Below are 19,101 nucleotides of genomic sequence, written 5' to 3'. Positions count from 1 at the left end.
CGCCGAGCTTGTTCCGCTGCAGATCGGTCGTCACGGAGAAGAGGAAGATACGCGGGGCGCCCTGGGAGATGGTCCCGAAGGAGGCGACGCCCGCCCAGTGGTCGTTATCCGTCACGTTGAGGATGCTGGCGCGGAAGGTGCTGGCCGCCCTGCGATCTCTGCCCGGTACCGGGCACCGATACCGAGGCGTGCCCAGGCCGGCAGGCTGACGGTATGGCGGTGTCGACCTGCTGCCGCCCGGTCAGGACCACGGCGCCGTTCAGGCTGAGGCCCGGCGTCCAGGGCAGGTCCCAGTCGAGGCCGTGATTGGTTTGATAGGTCGGCACGCAGTTCGGCCGGTTGCCGACCACGGCGGCGGTGCCGGAACGGGTAATTTCGGCATCGAACAGGGTTGGGCCGCCGAGCAGGCGCAGGGACGGCGTGATTTCGCCGGATGCGGTCGACTCCAAGGCCGCGAACGCGCTGCTCGCCGCCCACCGAATAGACGTTGTTCGCCGTCTCTACCGTCGGCCAGGTGATCTGGAAGGCGCTCAGGATCACGATGGCGCGGTCGAAGTCGAATTTGACACCGGCCTCGTATTGCTGCGCGCGGTAGGGGGCGAAGGCTTCGCCAACATTGACGGCTGTCGTCGACGCGATGCCGCCGCGGCTCAGCCCTTCGATGCATTTGACATGGAGCGAGACGCCGGCCCAAGGGGTGGACCACCAGCCCAACGAAGGGCGCGACCGCGCTCTCGTCATAGGCCAAGCTGCGACCGCCGGTCGCGGCGTTGTATTTGTTGAATTCGACACGCTGGAGGCGCAGGCCGAGCATCAGCTGCAGCCGTTCGTCGAGCATGGCGATCGTGTCGGCGAGGGACAGGCCGCTGAATGCCGTGGTCGAGACCCTTGGCACGCGCCCTGGCGCGGGGACTGCCTGCTCCGGCCGCAGGACCGGCTGGAAGATGTCGGAGCGATAGGCCGTGCCGTGATGATCAGCCGGTCCTGCCGTTCGTGATAGGCATCGCCTGCAGGGTCAGCGTATGGCCGACAGGGCCGGTGGCGAAGCGGGCACGGGCTCCGCCGCTGGCGCCGTAGTGCTCGATCCGGAAGGTGGCGTTGCCGGGCGTGCTCGTCGTGTCGCCCAGGGCGTTGACGATGGTCGGCAGGCTGAACAGCCGCCGCATCCCGGTCTGCGAACCGCCGAGATTGCCGAAGACGGTGATGCTGTCGGTGAGGTCGTATTCGGCGCGTGGTCAGGACGGCAGGGCTGTCACCCATCCCGCTCCGGCAGGGGCGCAGCCCCGGTTTCGCCAGCGAATTCCTGCGGGGCGCGGTCGGCCAGGGCCAGTTGCTCGCGGGCGCGATGCCAGAATTCCTCGGCCCGGCCCTCGGGGCAGCCGGCTTCCTCCCAAAGGGCATGGGCCCAGTGGCGGATCGCGTCTTCGGTGCTGGTCTGTTGCCCGGACATGGCGTCATCCTCCTTGGTGTGCGGCATCCTCTGGCCGGAGCCAGAGCAGGGGCGGCGGGGCAAGCGGCTGGCCGCGGCGGGCACGCTCGGCGGACGGCAGCACGTCCTCGGAGGGCCAGAGGCCGGTCTCCAGTGCCGCGGCATAGCCTTCCGCCAAGCCGGCTTCGCGCATGGCGCGGGCGGCGGCGTCGTGGTCATAGGCAAGGGCGTGGTGTTCGATGCGAATGCCGCCGAGCGAGGGCGTCAGCAGGGAGAACCAAGCGCGCGGGGTGCCGTCATGCGCCGGCATGCCGATGGCGCCGGCATTGTGCCAGAGCCGGCCCTCGACCAGCCGGGTGAAGGGCAGGCCGCAATGTCCGGCGAGCACGCCCTCGGCGCCGGTCCCGGCGATCTCCGCGGCCAGCATGGCATCGGGGGCGGAGGCGAAGAGGAAGCGGTTGATGCTGGCGGCGCCGCCATGAATGGCGGCGAGGCGGCGGCCTGCGAGGGTGAGGTCGATCCGGCGCGGCAGGGCGGCCATCCAGGCGCGGTGGGCGGGCGTCACCTGACGGTCGGCATGGGCGAACCAGCCGCGGGTGAGCAGGTCGCAGGCGGTGCCCGCCTCGAAGCCGCAGCCGCAATCCGCGGCGCCCTCGGCCAGGCTCTCCTCGCAGTTGCCCATCACGGTCGGGATGCGGGTGGCGATCATCAGGTCGAGCGTCGCCGCGGGCTCGGCGCAGTAGGCGACGACATCGCCGGTGCAGAGCATGCGGCCGGGCGGGATGCCGAGGCGAGCGGCCTCGGCCAGCAGGGTTTCGAGGGCCTGGCGGTTGGAATAGGGGCCGCCGAAGCAGAGCAAGGGCTGGTCCATCAGGTCTCCCAAAGCCGGCCGCCCTCGATGCGGAGGCGGCGGTCGGCGAAGCGGCGGGCGAGGTCGGGCTGGTGCAGGCTGACGAGGATGGCGAGGCCCTCCTGCCCCGCAAGGTGGCGCAGCAGGGTGAGGATCGCCTCGGCATTCTTCGGGTCGAGGCTGGCCACCGGCTCGTCGGCCAGGAGGACGCGGGCGCGCTGCAGTAAGGCGCGGGCGATGGCGACGCGCTGACGCTGGCCGCCAGAGAGATGCGCGGCGCGGCGGTCGCCGAGCCCGGCGAGGCCGACGCGGGCGAGGCAGCCTTCCGCTGCCGCCACCTCCGCCGCTGGCCAGAGGCCGAGCGCCGGCCGCCAGAAGCCGAGGCGGCCGAGGGCACCGACCAGCACGTTCTCCTGCGCGCTAAGCCGGCCGGCGAGGGCGTGCTGCTGGAAGACGAGGGCGGGGTGGCCGCCATCGGCGAGGATGGTGCCCCCGCATGGCAGCAGCCCGGCGGCGGCGCGGAGCAGGCTGGTCTTGCCGGCGCCGGATGGGCCTTCCAGCGCCACCACCTCGCCCGGCGCCACCTCCAGCGAGACGGCGTGCAGCACCCTCTGGCCGCTGAGGGAGAGGTCGAGGCCGCGCAGCACCAGGCCGCGCCGGGTCTCCAGCATCAGGCGAGCCTCCGGCGCAGGGTCGCGGAGAGGCGGTCGGCGGCGAGGACCAGGGCAATGACGATGATGAGGATGGCGAGTACCCGGGCGAAGTCGAGCAGGTCCACGGCATTCTTCAACTCCTGCCCCAGCCCGCCGGCGCCGACCAGGCCGAGCACAGTGGAGGCTCGGATGTTGAACTCCCACACATAGAGCAGGGCGGAGAGGGTCTGCGGCAGAGTCTCAGGCAGCAGGATCACCGCGGCGGCCTGGGCACGGCTGCCGCCGGCGGAGAGGGCGGCCTCGACCGGGGCGGGATCGGCGGTTTCCAGCGCCTCGGACCAGAGCTTGGCGATGGAGCCGGCGGAGTGGAGCGCGACGCCGAGCATCCCGGCGAAGGGTCCGAGGCCGACGGCGGCGACGAAGATGAGGGCGAAGACGAAGCCGTCGATGCCGCGAAGCGCGTCGAGCAGGGCACGCGCCGGATGGTAGAGGGCCGGGATGGGGGCGACCGGGCGGGCGGCCATCAGCGCCAGCGGCAGCGCGAGGAGGGCGGCGAGGCTGGTGCCGAGGGTGGCGATGGCAACCGTCTCGGCCGCGCGGCGCAGCAGGTCCGGCAAACCGGAGAAATCGGGCGGGAAGGCGCCGGCCAGCCAATGGGCGAGGCGCGGCAGTCCGGCCCAAAGGCGAGGCAGGTCCGGCTGCACCACGGCGATGCAGGCGGCGTAGAGGGCCGCCAGCACCAGGAGCCAGGCGGCTCGCCTCATCCGCCGCCGATGCGCCCGACGGCGCGGCCGGCGGCCTCGATCATCGCGTAGCTGTCGGGCTGGGCCGGGACCCAGCCGGTGTAATTGGCGGGCATGATCCGCGAAGCGCTGGCTGCGTCGATGCCGAGAGCGGCCTCGCGCAAGGCTGATTTCAGCCCAGGGTCGAGCCGGTCGCGGACGGCGAGGGCGTCGTTCGGCAGGGGCTCGGAGCGCCAGACGATTTTCACCTGATCCTCGCGCAGGCGGCCGGCGGCGATCATGGCGGCGAGGTTGCGGTCGTAGTCGGTGGCGAGGTCGACCTGGCCGGTCGCCACGGCGAGGTCGTTGGCGGGGTGGGAGGCACCGTCGCGGTAGCGGAAATAGCTTCGTGGATCGATGCCCTGCGTCCTGAACCAGTAATGCGGGATCAGCCAGCCGCTGGTGGAGCCGGCATCGGCGAAGGAGATGGACATGCCCTTCGCATCTTCGGGGAAGCGGGCGATGGCGAGGTCCGGCCGGGCGATGATGATTGCCTGGTAGGTCGGCTTGCCCTGGTACTGGACGACGGCCAGCGCCTCCGCCTTCGCGCGGTCCTTGGCCAGGATGTAGCCCCATGGGCCCATCCAGGCGACGTCCACCTGCTCATTGGCGAGGGCCACGGCGATCCCGGCCCAATCCGTAGTGACGGTGAGGTCGAGCGGCCTGCCCACCGCCCTGGCGAGATGGGTGAAGAAGGGCTCATAGGCCCGGCGGGTGTCCCCGGCGGTGGGTTGGAAGGGGCCGACGGCGCAGCGGAGCGGGGTGCCCTGGGCAAGGGCCGGCGCCGCGAGCAGCGGGGCCAAGCCGAGGAACAGGCGGCGGGTGGGGGTCATGCGGTGATCCTCCTGCCGACCTTTCGCTCCAGGTCGGCGGTCGGTTCCGGCATGGCTCGAAACCACCCGGCTGTCGCGCTGTTTTTCAGCCCTTCAGCATCCGCCGGGCGATGGCCATGCGGTGGACCTCGCTCGGGCCCTCGTAGATGCGCTGGACGCGGACCTGGCTCGCCATGAGCTGGAGCGGCAGCTCCTTCGTCATGCCCATGGCGCCGAAGGTCTGCATCGCGTTGTCCAGTACCTCCTGCGCCATCTCCGTCGCATGGACCTTCAGCATCGAGGCCTCGGTGCGGACATCCTCACCGGCCGTCATCTTGGCGGCGGCGTCGCGGACCATGAGGCGGGTGGTGTGGATCTTGGTCGCGGCCTCGGCGACCCACCACTGGATGGCCTGGCGGTCGGCCAGGCGGACGCCGAAGGTGCTGCGGTTCCGCGCCTGCTCGCAGAGCATGTCGAGCGCGCGGCGGGCCATGCCGGTGCAGCGGGCGCCCATCTGCAGGCGGCGGACATTCAGCCGCAGCTGCATCGGCGCGTAGCCGGCGCCGAGCTGGCCCAGGATCTGCCGCTCATGGACGCGGCAATCCTCGAAGACCAGCTCGTAGGTCCGTCTGCCGCCGATCATCGGGATCTCGCGCTCGATGATGAAGCCGGGCGTGCCGCGCTCGACGATGAAGGCGGTGACGCCCTCCTGCCGCTTGCCCTCGCCGGTGCGGGCCATGAGGATGATGAAATCGGCGCGCGGCACGCCGCTCACCCAGATCTTGCGGCCGTTGATGATCCAGTCGTCGCCATCCTTCACCGCGCGGGTGGTCATCCCCGCCGGATCACCACCGGCGCCGGGCTCGGAGATGGCGATGGAGGAGCGCATCTCGCCGCGGGCATAGGGGTCGAGATACTTCATCCGCTGCTCCGGGTTGGCGACGGCGAGCAGCATGTGCAGGTTCGGGCTGTCGGGCGGGAAGATGAAGGGGGTGACGGTGCGGCCCATCTCCTCCTCGATCGCCATCAGCGCGGAGATGGGCAGGTCGGCACCGCCGAATTCCTCCGGCACGTCGAGGCCGTAGAGGCCGAGCTCCTTGGCCTTGGCGAGGAGCGGGGCCTCCTCCTCCGGCGTCAAGCCGTAGCGCTGGCCCTCGGATTCGCGCTTCAGGACGGCGGGTTCGAGCGGCATCAGGTCGCGCTCGACGAAGCGGGCGACGAGGTCGCGCACCATGCGGTGCTCCTCGGCGAGAGGCGGGATGGCGATGCCGTCGGTGTCCAGGGCCATTGGGTTTCTCTCCCACAAATCGGTTGGGCGAAGGCTAGACCCGTGCGGCGGGGGTGCCCATCCCCTTGTCGGAAGCGCTTCAAACCCTATGCGCCGCCGCTTTGGCGAAGCCGCGCAGGCGGTCGCCGATCACTTGACCAACGGCCTCCGCGGCGGCACGGCGGGGGAAGCTCGAGCGCCATACGAGGCGCACGGTCCGGCCGGTGCATTCATGCAGCGGCCGCAGGACGATCCCCATGTCCTGCGCGGTGCCGGCAGCAAGGCCCGGGATCAGCGTCGTGCCGTAGCCGGCGGCGACCATGCTGAGCAGGGTCGAGAGGCTGGCGGCGCGCAGCGTGCCGCCGAGCGCGCCACTCTGGCCGCAGGCGGCCAGAGTCTGCTCGCGCAGGCAGTGGCCGTCCGCCAGCACCAGGACGTCCTGGGCGAGGTCGGCTTCCGCCACCACCTCGCGGGCGGTGAGCGGGTGCTCGGGTGGCAGGGCCGCCAGAAAGGGCTCGTCGAAGAGCGGCTGGCTGGTGAACTCCGACCCGTCAACCTCCGTGGCCAGCAGCGCCGCGTCCAGCTCATGGGCGCGGAGCCGGTCGAGCAGGGTCAGGGTTTGATCCTCCCAGGGCTCCAGCAGGAGGGTGGGCAGCGCCTCGTGCAGCGGTGCGAAGACCAGGGGGAGCAGGTAAGGCGCCAGGGTCGGGATGATGCCAAGGCGGAACCTCCCCGCCAACGGGTCGCAGAGGTCACGGGCGGCGGCGAGGATCGCATCGACCTCGGCCACCGCGGCCCGGACATGGCCGATGAGCCGCTCGCAGGCGCTGGTTGGGACTACCGCCTTGCGGTCGCGCTCGAACAGGGCAACGCCGAGCTGCTCCTCGAGCTTGCGAAGCTGCACGGAGAGCGTCGGCTGGCTGACGCCGCAGGCCTGGGCCGCACGCCCGAAATGCCCGTATTCGGCGACCGCCAGCAGGTAGCGGAAGTCCTTGAGGTTCATGGGACTGACATACCCATCCCGATAGGCCTTGCCTATCAGGTTGGTTGAAATTTTAGGCTTACCTCTATCTCCATAACCCGGCTAGCGTCACCGAGGACCATTTGGCCAAAGGGAGGAAACAGCGGGGCCAGGGCGTGAACCCAAGCCTGTGCCCGGCTGCTGCGACGCAGCTCTCAATCAATCAACAGCATGGCAGAGGAGAGAACCATGGACGGCAATCAGAGCCCAGGCGCCGGGCAGTGCCCGGTGATGCATGGCACCGCGCCACGCCACACATCCTTCGGCGGCCGCTCGAACCGCGACTGGTGGCCCAACGCGCTGAACCTCAGGATCCTCCACCAGCACTCCAATCTCGCCAATCCGCTAGGCGAGGCCTTCGACTATGCGAAGGAGTTCGAGACGCTCGACCTCGATGCGCTGAAGCAGGACCTCTTCGCGCTGATGCGGACCTCGCAGGACTGGTGGCCGGCGGATTACGGCCACTACGGGCCGCTCTTCATCCGCATGGCCTGGCACAGCGCGGGCACCTACCGCACCGGCGACGGGCGCGGCGGCGGCGGTGCGGGCACGCTGCGCTTCGCGCCGCTTAACAGCTGGCCGGACAACGGCAACCTCGACAAGGCGGTGCGGCTGCTCTGGCCGGTCAAAAAGAAGTACGGGCACAAGATCTCCTGGGCCGACCTCATCATCTTCGCCGGCACCTGCGCGATCGAGTCGATGGGGCTGAAGCCCTTCGGCTTCGCCGGCGGGCGCATCGACCTGTGGGAGCCGCCGGAGGACATCTACTGGGGCGCCGAGGACACTTGGCTCGGCGACAAGCGCTACACGGGCGACCGTGACCTCGAGGCGCCGCTGGCCGCCGTGCAGATGGGCCTGATCTACGTCAATCCGGAGGGGCCGAACGGCAAGCCGGACCCGGCCGCCTCGGCACGCGACATCCGCGAGACCTTCGCGCGAATGGCGATGAACGACGAGGAGACGGTCGCGCTGATCGCTGGCGGCCATACCTTCGGCAAGTGCCATGGTGCGGGCAGCCCGCAGGAACATGTCGGCCGCGAGCCGGAGGGCGGCGAGATCGAGGAGATGGGCCTCGGCTGGAAGAACAAGCTGGGCCAGGGCCACAGCGTCCATGCGATCACCAGCGGGCTGGAGGGCGCCTGGACCACCAACCCGATCCAGTGGGACAACGGCTACTTCGACAACCTCTTCAAGTACGAGTGGGAGCTGACGAAGAGCCCGGCCGGCGCCTGGCAGTGGACGCCGACCGACCCGGCGGCGAAGACGACCGTGCCGGATGCGCATGACCCTTCGAGGCGCCATGCGCCGATGATGGCGACGACCGACATCGCGCTGAAGGTCGACCCGAAATACGCCGAGATCTCGAAGCGCTTCCACGAGAATCCGGACCAGCTGGCGGATGCCTTCGCGCGGGCCTGGTTCAAGCTGACCCACCGCGACATGGGGCCGGTCTCCCGCTATCTCGGCCCGCTTGTGCCGAAGGAGGTGCTGCTCTGGCAGGACCCGATTCCGCCGGTGACGCATCCGCTGATCGAGGCGGAGGACATCAAGGCGCTGAAGGGCAAGCTGCTCGGCTCGGGCCTCTCGATCTCCGACCTGGCCGGAACGGCCTGGGCCTCGGCCTCGACCTTCCGCGGCTCCGACAAGCGCGGCGGGGCGAATGGGGCGCGCATCCGCCTCGCGCCGCAGAAGGATTGGGAGGTCAACGAGCCGCAGCGTCTGGCGGGCGTGCTGGCGAAGCTTGAATCCATCCGATCGGAGTTCAATGCCTCGCAGCCTTCCGGCGGCAAGCAGGTCTCGCTCGCCGACCTGATCGTCCTCGGCGGCTGTGCCGCCGTGGAGGAGGCGGCGCGGAAGGCAGGCACGCCGGTGGAGGTCCCCTTCACGCCCGGCCGGACCGATGCCTCGGCCGAGCAGACGGATGCGGAGTCCTTCGAGGTGCTGGAGCCGGTGGCGGACGGTTTCCGCAACTACCTCAAGCGCGACTACAAGGCCTCGCCGGAGGAACTGCTGCTCGACCGGGCGCAGCAACTGATGCTGACGGCGCCGGAGATGGCGGTGCTGCTGGGCGGGCTTCGGGCGCTCAACATCAACCATGAGCGGGCGAAGCATGGCGTCTTCACAGATCGGTCGGAGACGCTGACCAACGACTTCTTCGTCAACCTGCTCGACATGGGCACGGCTTGGCAGCCGACGGAGGAGCATGGCGTTTATGAGGGGCGCGACCGGGCGACGGGTCAGCCGCGCTGGACGGCGACGCGGGTCGATCTCGTCTTCGGGTCGAACACCCAGTTGCGTGCCGTGTCGGAGGCCTATGCCTGCGACGACTCGAAGCCGGCCTTCCTGCGAGACTTCGTGAAGGTCTGGACGAAGGTCATGAACCTCGACCGGTTCGACCTGGTCCAGAAGGCGCTGAAGCACGCCTGAGGGTCAGGCGCGGCTCCCCTCCCCGCCGGCGAAAGCCAGGAGGTCGGCGAGGGTGATGGAGCCGCCGCCGGGCAGCGGCGCAGCGGTGGCCCCGGCTGACAGCATGTGGGCGAGGGCGTCACGGAGCGTGGCGCCCTCGGGCAGGGCGGCGCCGGGGGCCGGCTTCGCATGTACCGGCAACGTTGTGGCCGGGAAGAGGGCAAGGCGCAGCAGCATGCGGTCGGCGCCGAGGAACTCGGCGGCAAAACCGTCGGCGGGGCGGGCCAGCATCTCCGCCGCAGGGGCGTGCTGGACCAGTCTGCCCTCGCGCAACAGGGCGACGGCGTCGCCGAGGCGGACGGCTTCCGCCACGTCATGCGTCACCAGCAGCACGGTCTTGCGGAGCTGCCGCAGCAGGCGCAGCACCTCCTCCTGCAACAGGCCGCGCTGGACGGGATCAACGGCGCCGAAGGGCTCGTCCATCAGCAGCACGGGCGGGTCGCCGGCGAGCGCGCGGGCAACGCCGACGCGCTGGCGCTCGCCGCCAGACAGCTCGTGCGGGCGGCGGGTGGCGAAGCGGGCGGGGTCGAGGCCGACCAGGGCCAACACCTCCTCCACGCGGGCGCGGATGCGGGCGCGGCCCCAGCCGAGCAGCGTCGGGACGGTGGCGATGTTGGCGGCGACGTCCCAGTGCGGGAAGAGGCCGACCTCCTGGATCACATAGCCGATGCGGCGGCGGAGGGCCGTGGCGTCGATCGCGCGGGCATCCTCGCCGCCGATGCGGATGGTGCCGGCGCTCGGCTCGACCAGGCGGTTGACCATGCGCAGCAGCGTGGTCTTGCCGGAGCCGGAAGGGCCGATGAGGGCGCAGCTCGTGCCTTCGGGGACGATGAGCGAGACGTTCTCCACCGAGGCGCGGTCGGCGCCGGGCCAGCGCTTGGTGAGGCCTTCGATCTCGATCATGCGCCGCGGACCCGCGCGGCGAGATGGCGTTCCAGCATGCCGAGCGCGGCCTCCGTCCCAAGGGCGAGCATGGCGATGGCGATGGCGCCGACCAGCATCCGCCCGGTATCGAGCAGGGCGAGGCCCTGGGTGACGAGATCGCCGAGCCCGCCGCCGCCGATGAAGGTGGCGAGCGCCGCGGCCGAGACCACCTGCACGGCGGCGACCCGAAGCCCCGAGAAGATCAGCGGTGCGGCGAGCGGCATCTCGACCTGCATCGCCCGTTGCGTGCCGGTCATGCCGAGGCCGCTTGCGGCGTCCAGTGCGGCGGGATCGGCGCTGCGGATGCCGATCACCGTGTTGACCAGTACCGGCGGCAGGGCGAGCAGGGCGAGGGCGATCACCGACGGGGTGAAGCCGACGCCGAGCAGCGGCAGCAGCGCGGCGAGGACGGCAAGGCTCGGGATGGTGCGGAGGGCGCCTCCGAGCATGATCGAGGCTTCGGCCAGGCGCGGGCGGTGGGCGACAGCGATGCCGAGCGGCAGGGCCAGCGCGATGCCGATGGCGAGGCCGGTGAGCGAGAGCAGCAGGTGGTCGCCGACCGCCGCGAGGAAGAGGCCGGGATGGGCGCGCAGCCAGTCCATCAGCGGCTCGCCGGCAGGCGGCGCTGCACGGCGCCGAGGCCCGCATCGATCAGCAGGGCCATGAGGGTGACGAGGCCGGCGCCGACCAGGATCTTCTCCGTGTGGCCCTGGTCGAGGCCGGTGAGGATCAGCGTGCCGAGGCCGCCGGCGCTGATATAGGCGGCGACCGTCGCCGCCGAAACCAGGGTGACGGAGGCGACGCGGAGGCCACCGATCACCGCCGGCAGGGCAAGGGGCAGCTCAACGCGGAACAGGCGCTGCAGGGGGGTGAGGCCCATTCCTTCCGCTGCATCGAGCACCGCGGGCGGCGCCGAGGCGAGGCCGGCCACGAGCGCGCGGAGCAGGACGGGCACGGCATAGGTGACGAGGGCGAGCAGCGCCGGGGCGAAGCCGAGGCCGAGCACCGGGACAAGCAGGGCGAAGAGGGCGAGGGTCGGCAACGAATAGAGCAAGGAAGCGGAGCCGAGCAAGCCGGCGCGGAGGCCGGGGCGGCGGGCGACCAGCAGGCCGAGGGGAAGGGCGATCAGCAGGGCCAGCGCCAGGGAGGCGGCGACCAGCCCGGCATGGGTGAGCAGGGCCGCGCCGATGGTGTCGAGGTTGCGGCTGGTCCAGCGCATCAGGCGAGGCCCTGCTCCTTGAGGAAGCGGGCGGCGACCTCGCGCGGCTCCTCGCCATCCTGGTCGACCTGGCGGTTCAGCTCCCGCATCACGCCGTTGTCGAGCCTGGCGCCGATGGCGAGCAGAGGCGGGGCGAGGCTGGGGAAGTCGCGCAGCGCCTGCTGCCGGACCACGGCGGCAAGCTGGTAGGGCGGCCAGAGATGCCTGTCGTCGCGGAGGGTGGTGAAGCCGTAGCTGGCGATCTGCCAGTCCGTCGCATAGGCGTTCACCACATCGGCCTGGCCATGGTTCAGCGCAGCATAGCGCAGGCCGAGGGCGGCGAATTGGCGGAAGCGGCGGAACTCCATGCCATAGACGCGGCGGAGGCCAGGCAGGCCGTCGGCCCGGTCGGCGAATTCGTTGCCGGCGGCGAGTGTCAGGCGCGGGGCGGCGCGGGCGAGGTCGGAGAGGGTGGCAAAGCCGTGGCGCCGCGCCGTCTCCGGCAGGACGAGCAGGGCATTGCCGTTGTCGATGCCGGAGGGATCGAGCCAGTCGAGGCCGAGCGGGGCATAGCCGGCGCGGACCTTGGCGAGGATGGCGGCAGCATCGCCTTCGGGCGGCTGTTTGAGGACGACGCCGAGGCCGGTGCCGGTGTATTCCGGGTAGAGGTCAATCTCGCCCGAAAGCAGCGATTGATGTGCGATGGCGGTGCCGCCGAGATTGACCCGCCGCTGCACCGTGGCCCCGGCGCGTTCCAGCCTCTGGGCGAAAAGCTCCGCCACCACGAGCTGCTCGGTGAAATTCTTCGACCCGACGCGCAGCAGCGGGGCCGCCCGGGCGAGGGCGGGCGCGGCCAAGGCGGCAAGGAGGAAGCGTCTCCGCATCCTGTCAGCCTATCGCGGCGCAACGATTGCACAAACCGGTCCCGCCCGGGTCTAGGCTGGCGGGATGTGTGAACTTCTCGGCATGAGTGCCAATGTCCCCACGGATATCTGCTTCAGCTTCGCCGGATTGATGCAACGGGGCGGCAGGACCGGGCCGCATGCGGATGGGTGGGGGATCGCCTTCTATGAAGGCAAGGGCGCCAGGGCCTTCCATGACCCGCGGCCCTCGGCGGATTCGGACGTGGCACGCTTCGTGCGGGACCATCCGATCAAGAGCTGCACGGTGCTCAGCCATATCCGCCGGGCCAATCGGGGGCGGGTGGCGCTGGAGAATACCCATCCCTTCCAGCGGGAGCTCTGGGGACGGCTCTGGACCTTCGCCCATAACGGGCAGCTCGCCGGGGTGAAGCGCTGGCCGCTCCGGCACTACCACCCGGTCGGGACGACCGACAGCGAGCATGCCTTCTGTTGGATGCTGGACCGGTTGCGGGAGGCCTTTCCGGCCTCGCCGCCGGGCCATCGGCTGGCGGCGGCGATCGAGGCGCTGTCGCGGCGGCTGGCGGCGACGGGCGTCTTCAACATGCTGATGAGCGACGGGCGCTGGCTCTACTGCTTCTGCGGCAAGCGGATGGCCTGGCTGACGCGGCGGGCGCCCTTCGGCCCGGCGACGCTGATCGACGAGGACCTCAGCGCCGACTTCGCTAAGGAAACCACGCCGCGCGACGTGGTGACGGTGGTGGCGACGCGGCCCTTGACCCGGGACGAGGCCTGGACGGTGATGGAGCCAGGACAATTCGTGGTGTTCCGCGAGGGCGAGCGCTGGATGCATCGGCGCGTCGCCGTCCCGGAACTGGAGCATGCAGCATGAGCGAGGCAGTGGCGGGCAGTATGGCCGGGCTCCGGGTGGTGGTGCCGGAGACGCGGGAGCTGGAGGTGCTGGCGCGGATGCTGGAGCGGCAGGGGGCAGAGGCAATCCGCTGCCCGCTGGTCGCCATCATCGATGCGGCGGACCCGGCGCCGATCGAGGCCTGGCTGCGGCGCTTCATCGCCACGCCGCCGGACGACCTGATCCTGCTGACCGGGGAGGGGCTCGGCCGGCTGCTCGGCGTGGCGGAGCGGGTGGGGATCGAGGGAGAGTTCCGCGCGGCGCTGGCCGGCGTCAGGCGCATCTGCCGCGGGCCGAAGCCGAGCCAGAAGCTGCGCAGCATCGGCCTCGGGCCGGACCTGGCGCCGGAGCCGGCGACGACGGCGGGGATCATCGCCGGGATGCAGGGGCTCGACCTCAAGGGGCGGTGGGTGGCGGTGCAGCTCTATCCCGACAATCCCAATGCGCCGCTGATCGACTTCCTCAAGGCGGCCGGGGCGCAGGCGGACCCGGTGCTGCCCTACGCCTATGCGACGCGGGCGGAGGATGAGCGGGTGCTGGAGGCGGTGGGCGAGATGGCGGCGGGGCGGGTCGATCTCGTCGTCTTCACCAGTACGCCGCAGGTGCGGCGGCTGGTGAGCCTGGCGGAGGCGGCAGGGCAGCGGGCGATGCTGGACGAGGCGCTGAAGCGAACGCGGATCGCGGCCGTCGGGCCGGTGGTGGCCGAAGCGGTACGGGCGGCGGGCGGCGAGGTGGCGGTGATGCCGGAGGAGAATTTCCACATGAAGCCGATGGTGAATGCCATCCTTGCGGGGCTCAGCCGCGGGTAGTTGCGGGGCCGGGGTGCGGCGGGCCACACTCCCGGTATGATTCTCGCAGGCGACACCGAGCATCCGCGCGACTTCCACGGCTACGGGCCGAACCCGCCCGATCCCCGCTGGCCGGGCGGGGCGCGGCTCGCCCTCTCCTTCGTGCTGAATTACGAGGAGGGCGCGGAGAACACCGTGCTCAACGGCGATACCGGGAGCGAGCTCTACCTACATGAGGTGCCGGGAGGCACGCCGCGGGCGGAGCGGGACCTCTCGACCGAGAGCCAGTTCGATTACGGCGCGCGGGCGGGGCTGTGGCGCATCCTGCGACTGTTCAAGGAGCGCGGGCTGCCGCTGACGATTTATGCGGTGGGCCGGGCGCTGGAGTTGCATCCGGAGGCCGGGCGCGCCTTCGCTGAGGCGGGGCATGAGGTGGCCAGCCATGGCTGGCGCTGGATCGACTATCGCCGCGTGCCGGAGCATGTGGAGCGCGACCATATCGCCCGCTGCGTGGAGGTGATCGAGCGGACCACGGGCAGCAAGCCGGTCGGCTGGTATACCGGGCGGATCAGCCTGCGGACGCGGCGGCTGGTCGCCGAGCATGGCGGCTTCCTCTACGACAGCGACAGCTATGCCGACGACTTGCCGTATTACGTGCGGACGGCAGGGAAGCCGCTGCTGGTCGTGCCCTATACGCTCGACAACAATGACATGAAATTCGCGGTGCCGCCGGGCTTCTCGGCCAACGACGGCTTCACGCAGCATCTGACCGACGGCTTCGACTTGTTGCGGCGCGAGGGCGGGCGGATGATGTCGGTCGGGCTGCATTGCCGGCTGGCAGGGCGCCCCGCGCGGGCCGCGGCGCTGGAGCGCTTCCTCGACCATGTCGCGCGGCACCGGGATGTTTGGGTCTGCCAGCGGGCGGAGATCGCCCGGCATTGGCTTGCGCAGCATCCACCCCAATAAGCCATAAGAGGAAACGACCATGACGCTGCATCGCCGTACCGCCCTCGGGCTGGGGCTCGCCGCATTCGGCGCCCCCCTGGCCGCGCCCGCCCTCGCGCAGCCGGCGCGCGCCACGGCGCGGGTCGTCGTCGGCTTTCCGGCGGGCGGCAGCGCCGACACCACCGCGCGGCTGATCGCGGAGCGGCTGCGCGGGACCTATGCGCAGAATGTCATCGTGGAGAACCGCGTCGGCGCCGCGGGGCGGCTGGCGGTGGAGGCGGTGAAGGCGGCGGAGCCGGATGGCAACACCATCCTGCTGACGGCGGCGAGCATGCTGGTGATTTTCCCGCATCTCTACCGTCCGGCGACGCTGCGCTACGACCCCTTCGCCGACCTCATGCCGGTGACGCCGGCGGGGGAGTTCACCTTCGGCATGGGGGTCGGGCCGATGGCGAACAGCCTCGGGACGTTGGCAGCTTTCAAGGAATGGGGGGCGGGGAAGCGCGATATTCCCTTCAGCAGCGCGGCGGCAGGCAGCATGCTGCACTTCCTCGGCGTGCAGGTGGCGAAGGCGACCGGGCTTTCCATGACGCACATCCCCTACCGGGGCAGCGCACCGGCGATCCAGGACCTGCTCGGCGGCAGGCTGGCGGCGAGCTACCATCCGATGGTGGATCTCGCCCCGCATGCGGCGGCCCCAGGCGGGCCGGTGCGGCTGGCCGGCGTCTCCTCCGAACAGCGGCTGCCGCGCTTCCCGGATGTGCCGACCTTCGCCGAGCAGGGCTACCCGCAGCTGACGGGGAGCGAGTGGTTCGGCCTCTTCCTGCCGGCGAGGACGCCGGGCGCGGTGCAGGAGGCGTTGCACCGCGCAGCCGTCGAGGCGATCGGCACGGCGGATTACCGCGAGGCGATCGCCCGGCTGGAGATGCGGCCCTATCCCCTCTCCATTGCCGACTTCACCCGGCGCTTCCGGGCCGATTACGAGAAATGGGCCCCGATCATCGCCGAGAGCGGCTTCCGGCCGGAGGAGACCTGAGCCTCAGCTCCGGTGGCGGCGGCCGGCGATGTAGCTGGCGCCCTCCAGCCCGGCCGTCTCGGCATGGCGATGCCCGGCCGGAACGCTGAAGACATCGCCCGGACCATGGGTGGTGGCCCGGCCGTCACGAGTCAGGGTGAAGTCTCCGGCAGTGACCAGCAGCTTGGCGTCGAACGGGTGGGTGTGCTCCGGTACGGCCTGGCGGGGTGGTAGGCTGCGGGCGAGGACTTCCGTGAAGCCCTCCGCGCAGGAGGTCGGCGAAGTCTCGGGCGTCCATGCTGCCTCTCCTACCGGGCGATTTCGCCGTTCACCATGAAGGCGGGGTCGCGCTTGCCGTCCAGTACGTCGAGGATGTTGCGCGCCGCCTGGCGGGCCATGCGGGCGAGGCCTTCCTCCGTGCTCGCGGCATTATGCGGACTGACGACGACATTGGGCAGTTCGTAGAGCGGGTTGGTGGCGTTGGAGGGTTCCACCTCCAGCACGTCGAGGCCTGCACCGTGCAGGCGGCCGGATTTCAGCGCGGCGACCAGGGCGGCTTCCTCCACGATTGGCCCGCGGGCGGTGTTGACCAGGATGGCGCCTGGCTGCAGCGCGGCGAAGGCGGCCGTGTCCATCAGATGGTGGGTAGCGGGCGAGAGAGGGCAGTGGAGCGTGACCACATCCGCCTCGGCGAGGCCGGCTTGGAAGTCGCGGATGGGAATGAACCCGTCGGCGGCGATGCGGGCGGGGTGGAAGCCGGGGTCCATCACCATGACCTTCATCTGGAAGGCGCGGCAGTAATTGGCGACGCGGCTGCCGATGCGGCCATAGCCGACGACGAGGACGGAGCGGCCGGCGAGGTCGACCATGCCCGGCCCGTCCTTGGCCCACCAGCCGCCCGCCTTGACGATCTGGTCGTTATCTAGCGTGCGGCGGGCAACGGCGAGCATCAGCATCATCGCATGCTCGGCGACGCTGAGGTCATTGGCGCCGTTCACTACCATTACCGGGATGTCGCGCTCGGAGCAGGCGGGTATGTCGACCGTGTCGAAGCCGACGCCGTAGCGGGAGACGACCTTCAGCCGCGGCGCGGCGGCGAGCGCCGCTCGGTCCACCCGTTCCAGCCAGCAGAGCACGGCATCGGCGGACGAGAGGTGCTGGTGGAATTGCTCGACCGGCGGGTCCTGCAGGGTGACGATGTCGAGGTCGCTCCGTTCCGCCAGCACCGCCTGGCCGGCGGGATGCAGGGCGCGGCAAAGCAGGATGCGGTATGGCATTGGATCGGTCCTCCCCGGATTATGGTGGAATGGTGAAACCATCGGCGCTCGGCGCCAAGGCCCTTGCCGCTAGGACGGCGCGCAGTTAGGGTAAAGGCAGCATGATCCTGCGCGCGCCCCTGTCCGGCCTGGTGAGCGGTTCCGCCGCTGGCCGCGTGCGCCCGCTTATCGGCCTCCTTCTCCTTCGACTTACCCGCCCCTGGGCGTGACGCTCGGCTGACGGCCGGCATCGCTCAGGGGAGACTGAGCGAGAGGCTGCGCGAGCACGAAGGAAACAGATCCATGGCCATCACCCATCCCAGCTTCGGCACGCTGGACGACAACCGCATCATCTTCTTCGATACCACCCTGCGCGATGGCGAACAGTCGCCTGGCTTCTCGATGAACCTCGAGGAGAAGCTGCGCATGGCGGAGGCGCTGGCTGAGCTCGGCGTCGATGTCATCGAGGCGGGCTTCGCCATCGCCTCGCCGGGCGACTTCGAGAGCGTGCAGTCGATCGCGCGGAAATTCGCCAAGGACGGGCCGGTGGTCGCCAGCCTCGGCCGCGCCAACCCGGCCGACATCCTGCGGAGCGCCGAGGCGCTGAAGCCGGCGGCGCGCAAACGCATCCATATCGTGCTGGCGACGAGCGAGCTGCATATGCGCGTCAAGCTGCGCATGACGCCGGAGGAGGTGCTGGAGCTGACCACCAGCAGCGTCAGCCTCGGTCGGCAGCACAGCGACGACGTGGAGTGGTCTGCGGAGGACGGCAGCCGCTCCGACCCCGACTTCCTCTGCCGCTGCGTCGAGGCGGCGATCAAGGCCGGGGCGACGACGATCAACATCCCCGACACCGTCGGCTACTCGATGCCCGAGGACATGGCGCGGATCTTCCGCGACCTGCGCAACAGGGTGCCGGGGATCGAGAAGGTGATCCTCTCCGCGCACAACCACAACGACCTCGGCATGGCGGTGGCCAATACCATCGCCGCTATCCAGGCCGGCGTGCGGCAGATCGAGAGCACGATCAACGGCATCGGCGAGCGGGCTGGCAATGCCTCGCTGGAAGAGGTGGCGATGGCGTTGCGCACGCGGCGCGATGCGCTGCCTTACAGCAACAACATCGTCAGCCAGAAGCTGCTGCGCACCAGCAAGCTGTTGGCGACCATCACCGGCTTCGACGTGCAGCCGAACAAGGCGATCGTCGGCCGCAACGCTTTCGCGCATGAATCGGGAATTCATCAGGACGGCGTGTTGAAGGACGCCTCGACCTACGAGATCATGACGCCGGAGAGCGTCGGCTGGACCAAGAACAGCCTGGTGCTCGGCAAGCATTCCGGCCGGGCCGCCTTTCGCGACAAGCTGGCGGCGCTCGGCTACATCGTCGGCGACAACCAGCTGAACGATGCCTTCCGCCGCTTCAAGGACCTCGCCGACCGCAAGAAGGTCGTCTACGACGAGGACGTCGTGGCGCTCGTCGATGACGAGGTGGTGCGCGGCAACGACCGGGTGAAGCTGCTGGCGCTGACGGTGGCGACCGGCCTTGGCACCAAGCCGATGGCGACGCTGGCGCTTGAGGTGGATGGCGAGCACCGCGACGGCATGGCGAGCGGCGACGGAGCGGTGGATGCGACTTTCAACGCCATCCGCAATGCCTTCCCGCATGACGTCGCGCTGAAGCTCTATGCGGTGCAGAGCGTGACCGGCGGGACGGATGCGCAGGCGCGTGTCACCGTGCGGATGGAGGAGGGCGGCAAGTTGGTCGATGGCCAGGGCGCCGATACCGATACCATCGTGGCCTCGGCCCGGGCCTATGTGCATGCGCTGAACAAGTTGCTGGTGAAGCGCGAGCGGACGGCGCCGGCAGACATGGCTCCGGCGCTTTCGGCCTGAGCGCATGAAAAAGGCCCCGGCCAAGCTGGCCG

21 protein-coding genes and 1 pseudogene are annotated in these 19,101 nt (G+C 70.3%); 7 read left to right on the top strand and 15 right to left on the bottom strand.

Features of this window, described 5'->3' with window-relative positions:
• Nucleotides 1–104: 104 nt before the first annotated feature.
• A complete protein-coding gene (locus JMJ56_RS16165; protein ID WP_202832798.1) occupies nucleotides 105–449 on the bottom strand; it encodes a hypothetical protein in 345 nt (114 codons plus the stop codon).
• A gap of 167 nt (nucleotides 450–616) precedes the next feature.
• Between JMJ56_RS16165 and JMJ56_RS16160 the strand changes: the two genes are divergently transcribed.
• Nucleotides 617–997, top strand: coding sequence for a hypothetical protein (locus JMJ56_RS16160; protein WP_202832797.1), 381 nt, complete (start codon nucleotides 617–619; stop codon nucleotides 995–997).
• Here the strand turns inward: JMJ56_RS16160 and JMJ56_RS16155 are convergent.
• The 8 genes from JMJ56_RS16155 to JMJ56_RS16120 form a co-directional block, all read right to left on the bottom strand.
• The gene (locus tag JMJ56_RS16155) at nucleotides 975–1,166 is read right to left on the bottom strand and encodes a hypothetical protein (protein WP_202832796.1); all 192 of its coding nucleotides are present in this window, start codon (nucleotides 1,164–1,166) and stop codon (nucleotides 975–977) included. The genes JMJ56_RS16160 and JMJ56_RS16155 overlap by 23 nt on opposite strands.
• An 86-nt stretch (nucleotides 1,167–1,252) precedes the next feature.
• On the bottom strand, nucleotides 1,253–1,450 hold the full coding sequence (locus JMJ56_RS16150) for a DUF2934 domain-containing protein (protein ID WP_202832795.1): 198 nt from the start codon (nucleotides 1,448–1,450) through the stop codon (nucleotides 1,253–1,255).
• 4 nt (nucleotides 1,451–1,454) lie between these two features.
• On the bottom strand, nucleotides 1,455–2,300 hold the full coding sequence (locus tag JMJ56_RS16145) for a metallophosphoesterase family protein (protein ID WP_202832794.1): 846 nt from the start codon (nucleotides 2,298–2,300) through the stop codon (nucleotides 1,455–1,457).
• A complete protein-coding gene (locus JMJ56_RS16140) occupies nucleotides 2,300–2,950 on the bottom strand; it encodes a phosphonate ABC transporter ATP-binding protein (protein ID WP_202832793.1) in 651 nt (216 codons plus the stop codon). The genes JMJ56_RS16145 and JMJ56_RS16140 overlap by 1 nt, the downstream gene beginning before the upstream one ends.
• Nucleotides 2,950–3,696 carry a phosphonate ABC transporter, permease protein PhnE gene (gene phnE, locus JMJ56_RS16135; RefSeq protein WP_202832792.1) on the bottom strand — a complete coding sequence of 249 codons (747 nt, stop codon included), beginning with the start codon at nucleotides 3,694–3,696 and terminating at the stop codon, nucleotides 2,950–2,952. Before phnE ends, JMJ56_RS16140 begins: the two co-directional genes overlap by 1 nt.
• Complete coding sequence (locus tag JMJ56_RS16130) at nucleotides 3,693–4,547, bottom strand: phosphate/phosphite/phosphonate ABC transporter substrate-binding protein (protein WP_202832791.1); 855 nt, start codon at nucleotides 4,545–4,547, stop codon at nucleotides 3,693–3,695. Before JMJ56_RS16130 ends, phnE begins: the two co-directional genes overlap by 4 nt.
• Nucleotides 4,548–4,632: 85 nt before the next feature.
• Entirely contained in the window at nucleotides 4,633–5,814 is a 1,182-nt protein-coding gene (locus tag JMJ56_RS16125; protein ID WP_202832790.1) for an acyl-CoA dehydrogenase family protein, read from the bottom strand.
• A gap of 79 nt (nucleotides 5,815–5,893) precedes the next feature.
• On the bottom strand, nucleotides 5,894–6,796 hold the full coding sequence (locus JMJ56_RS16120) for a LysR substrate-binding domain-containing protein (RefSeq protein ID WP_236037822.1): 903 nt from the start codon (nucleotides 6,794–6,796) through the stop codon (nucleotides 5,894–5,896).
• A gap of 207 nt (nucleotides 6,797–7,003) precedes the next feature.
• On the opposite strand from JMJ56_RS16120, the gene katG reads away from it, so the two are divergent.
• A complete protein-coding gene (gene katG, locus JMJ56_RS16115) occupies nucleotides 7,004–9,241 on the top strand; it encodes a catalase/peroxidase HPI (protein ID WP_202832789.1) in 2,238 nt (745 codons plus the stop codon).
• Between the two features lie 3 nt (nucleotides 9,242–9,244).
• On the opposite strand, the gene JMJ56_RS16110 is transcribed toward katG, so the two are convergent.
• Genes JMJ56_RS16110 through JMJ56_RS16095 form a run of 4 tightly spaced genes read right to left on the bottom strand, consistent with a single transcriptional unit; the run spans nucleotide 9,245 to nucleotide 12,286 of the window.
• Nucleotides 9,245–10,183 (bottom strand): ABC transporter ATP-binding protein, encoded by a 939-nt coding sequence (locus tag JMJ56_RS16110; RefSeq protein ID WP_202832788.1) that lies wholly within the window; start codon nucleotides 10,181–10,183, stop codon nucleotides 9,245–9,247.
• Complete coding sequence (locus JMJ56_RS16105) at nucleotides 10,180–10,806, bottom strand: ABC transporter permease (RefSeq protein ID WP_202832787.1); 627 nt, start codon at nucleotides 10,804–10,806, stop codon at nucleotides 10,180–10,182. The genes JMJ56_RS16110 and JMJ56_RS16105 overlap by 4 nt, the downstream gene beginning before the upstream one ends.
• A complete protein-coding gene (locus tag JMJ56_RS16100) occupies nucleotides 10,806–11,423 on the bottom strand; it encodes an ABC transporter permease (RefSeq protein WP_202832786.1) in 618 nt (205 codons plus the stop codon). Before JMJ56_RS16100 ends, JMJ56_RS16105 begins: the two co-directional genes overlap by 1 nt.
• Nucleotides 11,423–12,286, bottom strand: a complete 864-nt coding sequence (locus JMJ56_RS16095) for a glycine betaine ABC transporter substrate-binding protein (protein WP_202832785.1) — start codon at nucleotides 12,284–12,286, stop codon at nucleotides 11,423–11,425. Before JMJ56_RS16095 ends, JMJ56_RS16100 begins: the two co-directional genes overlap by 1 nt.
• Before the next feature lie 64 nt (nucleotides 12,287–12,350).
• Here JMJ56_RS16095 and JMJ56_RS16090 point away from each other — a divergent pair, with 64 nt between their 5' ends.
• The 4 genes from JMJ56_RS16090 to JMJ56_RS16075 are packed head-to-tail and all read left to right on the top strand — an operon-like array spanning nucleotide 12,351 to nucleotide 15,941.
• Nucleotides 12,351–13,154: a class II glutamine amidotransferase gene (locus tag JMJ56_RS16090; protein WP_202832784.1), complete on the top strand. Its 804-nt coding sequence runs from the start codon at nucleotides 12,351–12,353 to the stop codon at nucleotides 13,152–13,154.
• Nucleotides 13,151–13,981 (top strand): uroporphyrinogen-III synthase, encoded by an 831-nt coding sequence (locus JMJ56_RS16085; RefSeq protein ID WP_202832783.1) that lies wholly within the window; start codon nucleotides 13,151–13,153, stop codon nucleotides 13,979–13,981. Before JMJ56_RS16090 ends, JMJ56_RS16085 begins: the two co-directional genes overlap by 4 nt.
• A 36-nt stretch (nucleotides 13,982–14,017) precedes the next feature.
• Nucleotides 14,018–14,926 carry an allantoinase PuuE gene (gene puuE, locus JMJ56_RS16080; protein WP_202832782.1) on the top strand — a complete coding sequence of 303 codons (909 nt, stop codon included), beginning with the start codon at nucleotides 14,018–14,020 and terminating at the stop codon, nucleotides 14,924–14,926.
• 19 nt (nucleotides 14,927–14,945) lie between these two features.
• On the top strand, nucleotides 14,946–15,941 hold the full coding sequence (locus JMJ56_RS16075) for a tripartite tricarboxylate transporter substrate-binding protein (protein ID WP_202832781.1): 996 nt from the start codon (nucleotides 14,946–14,948) through the stop codon (nucleotides 15,939–15,941).
• Nucleotides 15,942–15,944: 3 nt separating this feature from the next.
• Here the strand turns inward: JMJ56_RS16075 and JMJ56_RS35515 are convergent.
• Together JMJ56_RS35515 and JMJ56_RS16065 are read right to left on the bottom strand one after the other, a co-directional pair.
• Nucleotides 15,945–16,142: pseudogene (locus JMJ56_RS35515) on the bottom strand (cupin domain-containing protein); the annotation flags it as partial.
• An 86-nt stretch (nucleotides 16,143–16,228) separates the two neighbouring features.
• Nucleotides 16,229–17,197, bottom strand: a complete 969-nt coding sequence (locus tag JMJ56_RS16065) for a hydroxyacid dehydrogenase (RefSeq protein ID WP_202832780.1) — start codon at nucleotides 17,195–17,197, stop codon at nucleotides 16,229–16,231.
• Between the two features lie 282 nt (nucleotides 17,198–17,479).
• Between JMJ56_RS16065 and JMJ56_RS16060 the strand changes: the two genes are divergently transcribed.
• Nucleotides 17,480–19,069 (top strand): 2-isopropylmalate synthase, encoded by a 1,590-nt coding sequence (locus JMJ56_RS16060; RefSeq protein WP_202832779.1) that lies wholly within the window; start codon nucleotides 17,480–17,482, stop codon nucleotides 19,067–19,069.
• Nucleotides 19,070–19,101: the final 32 nt, after the last annotated feature.

It is taken from the genome of Belnapia arida (genome assembly GCF_016773205.1).
Classification (GTDB): Bacteria; Pseudomonadota; Alphaproteobacteria; order Acetobacterales; family Acetobacteraceae; genus Belnapia; species Belnapia arida.
Note: the sequence above shows the minus strand (reverse complement) of the source record. Positions and strands in the feature narration are given on the sequence as shown.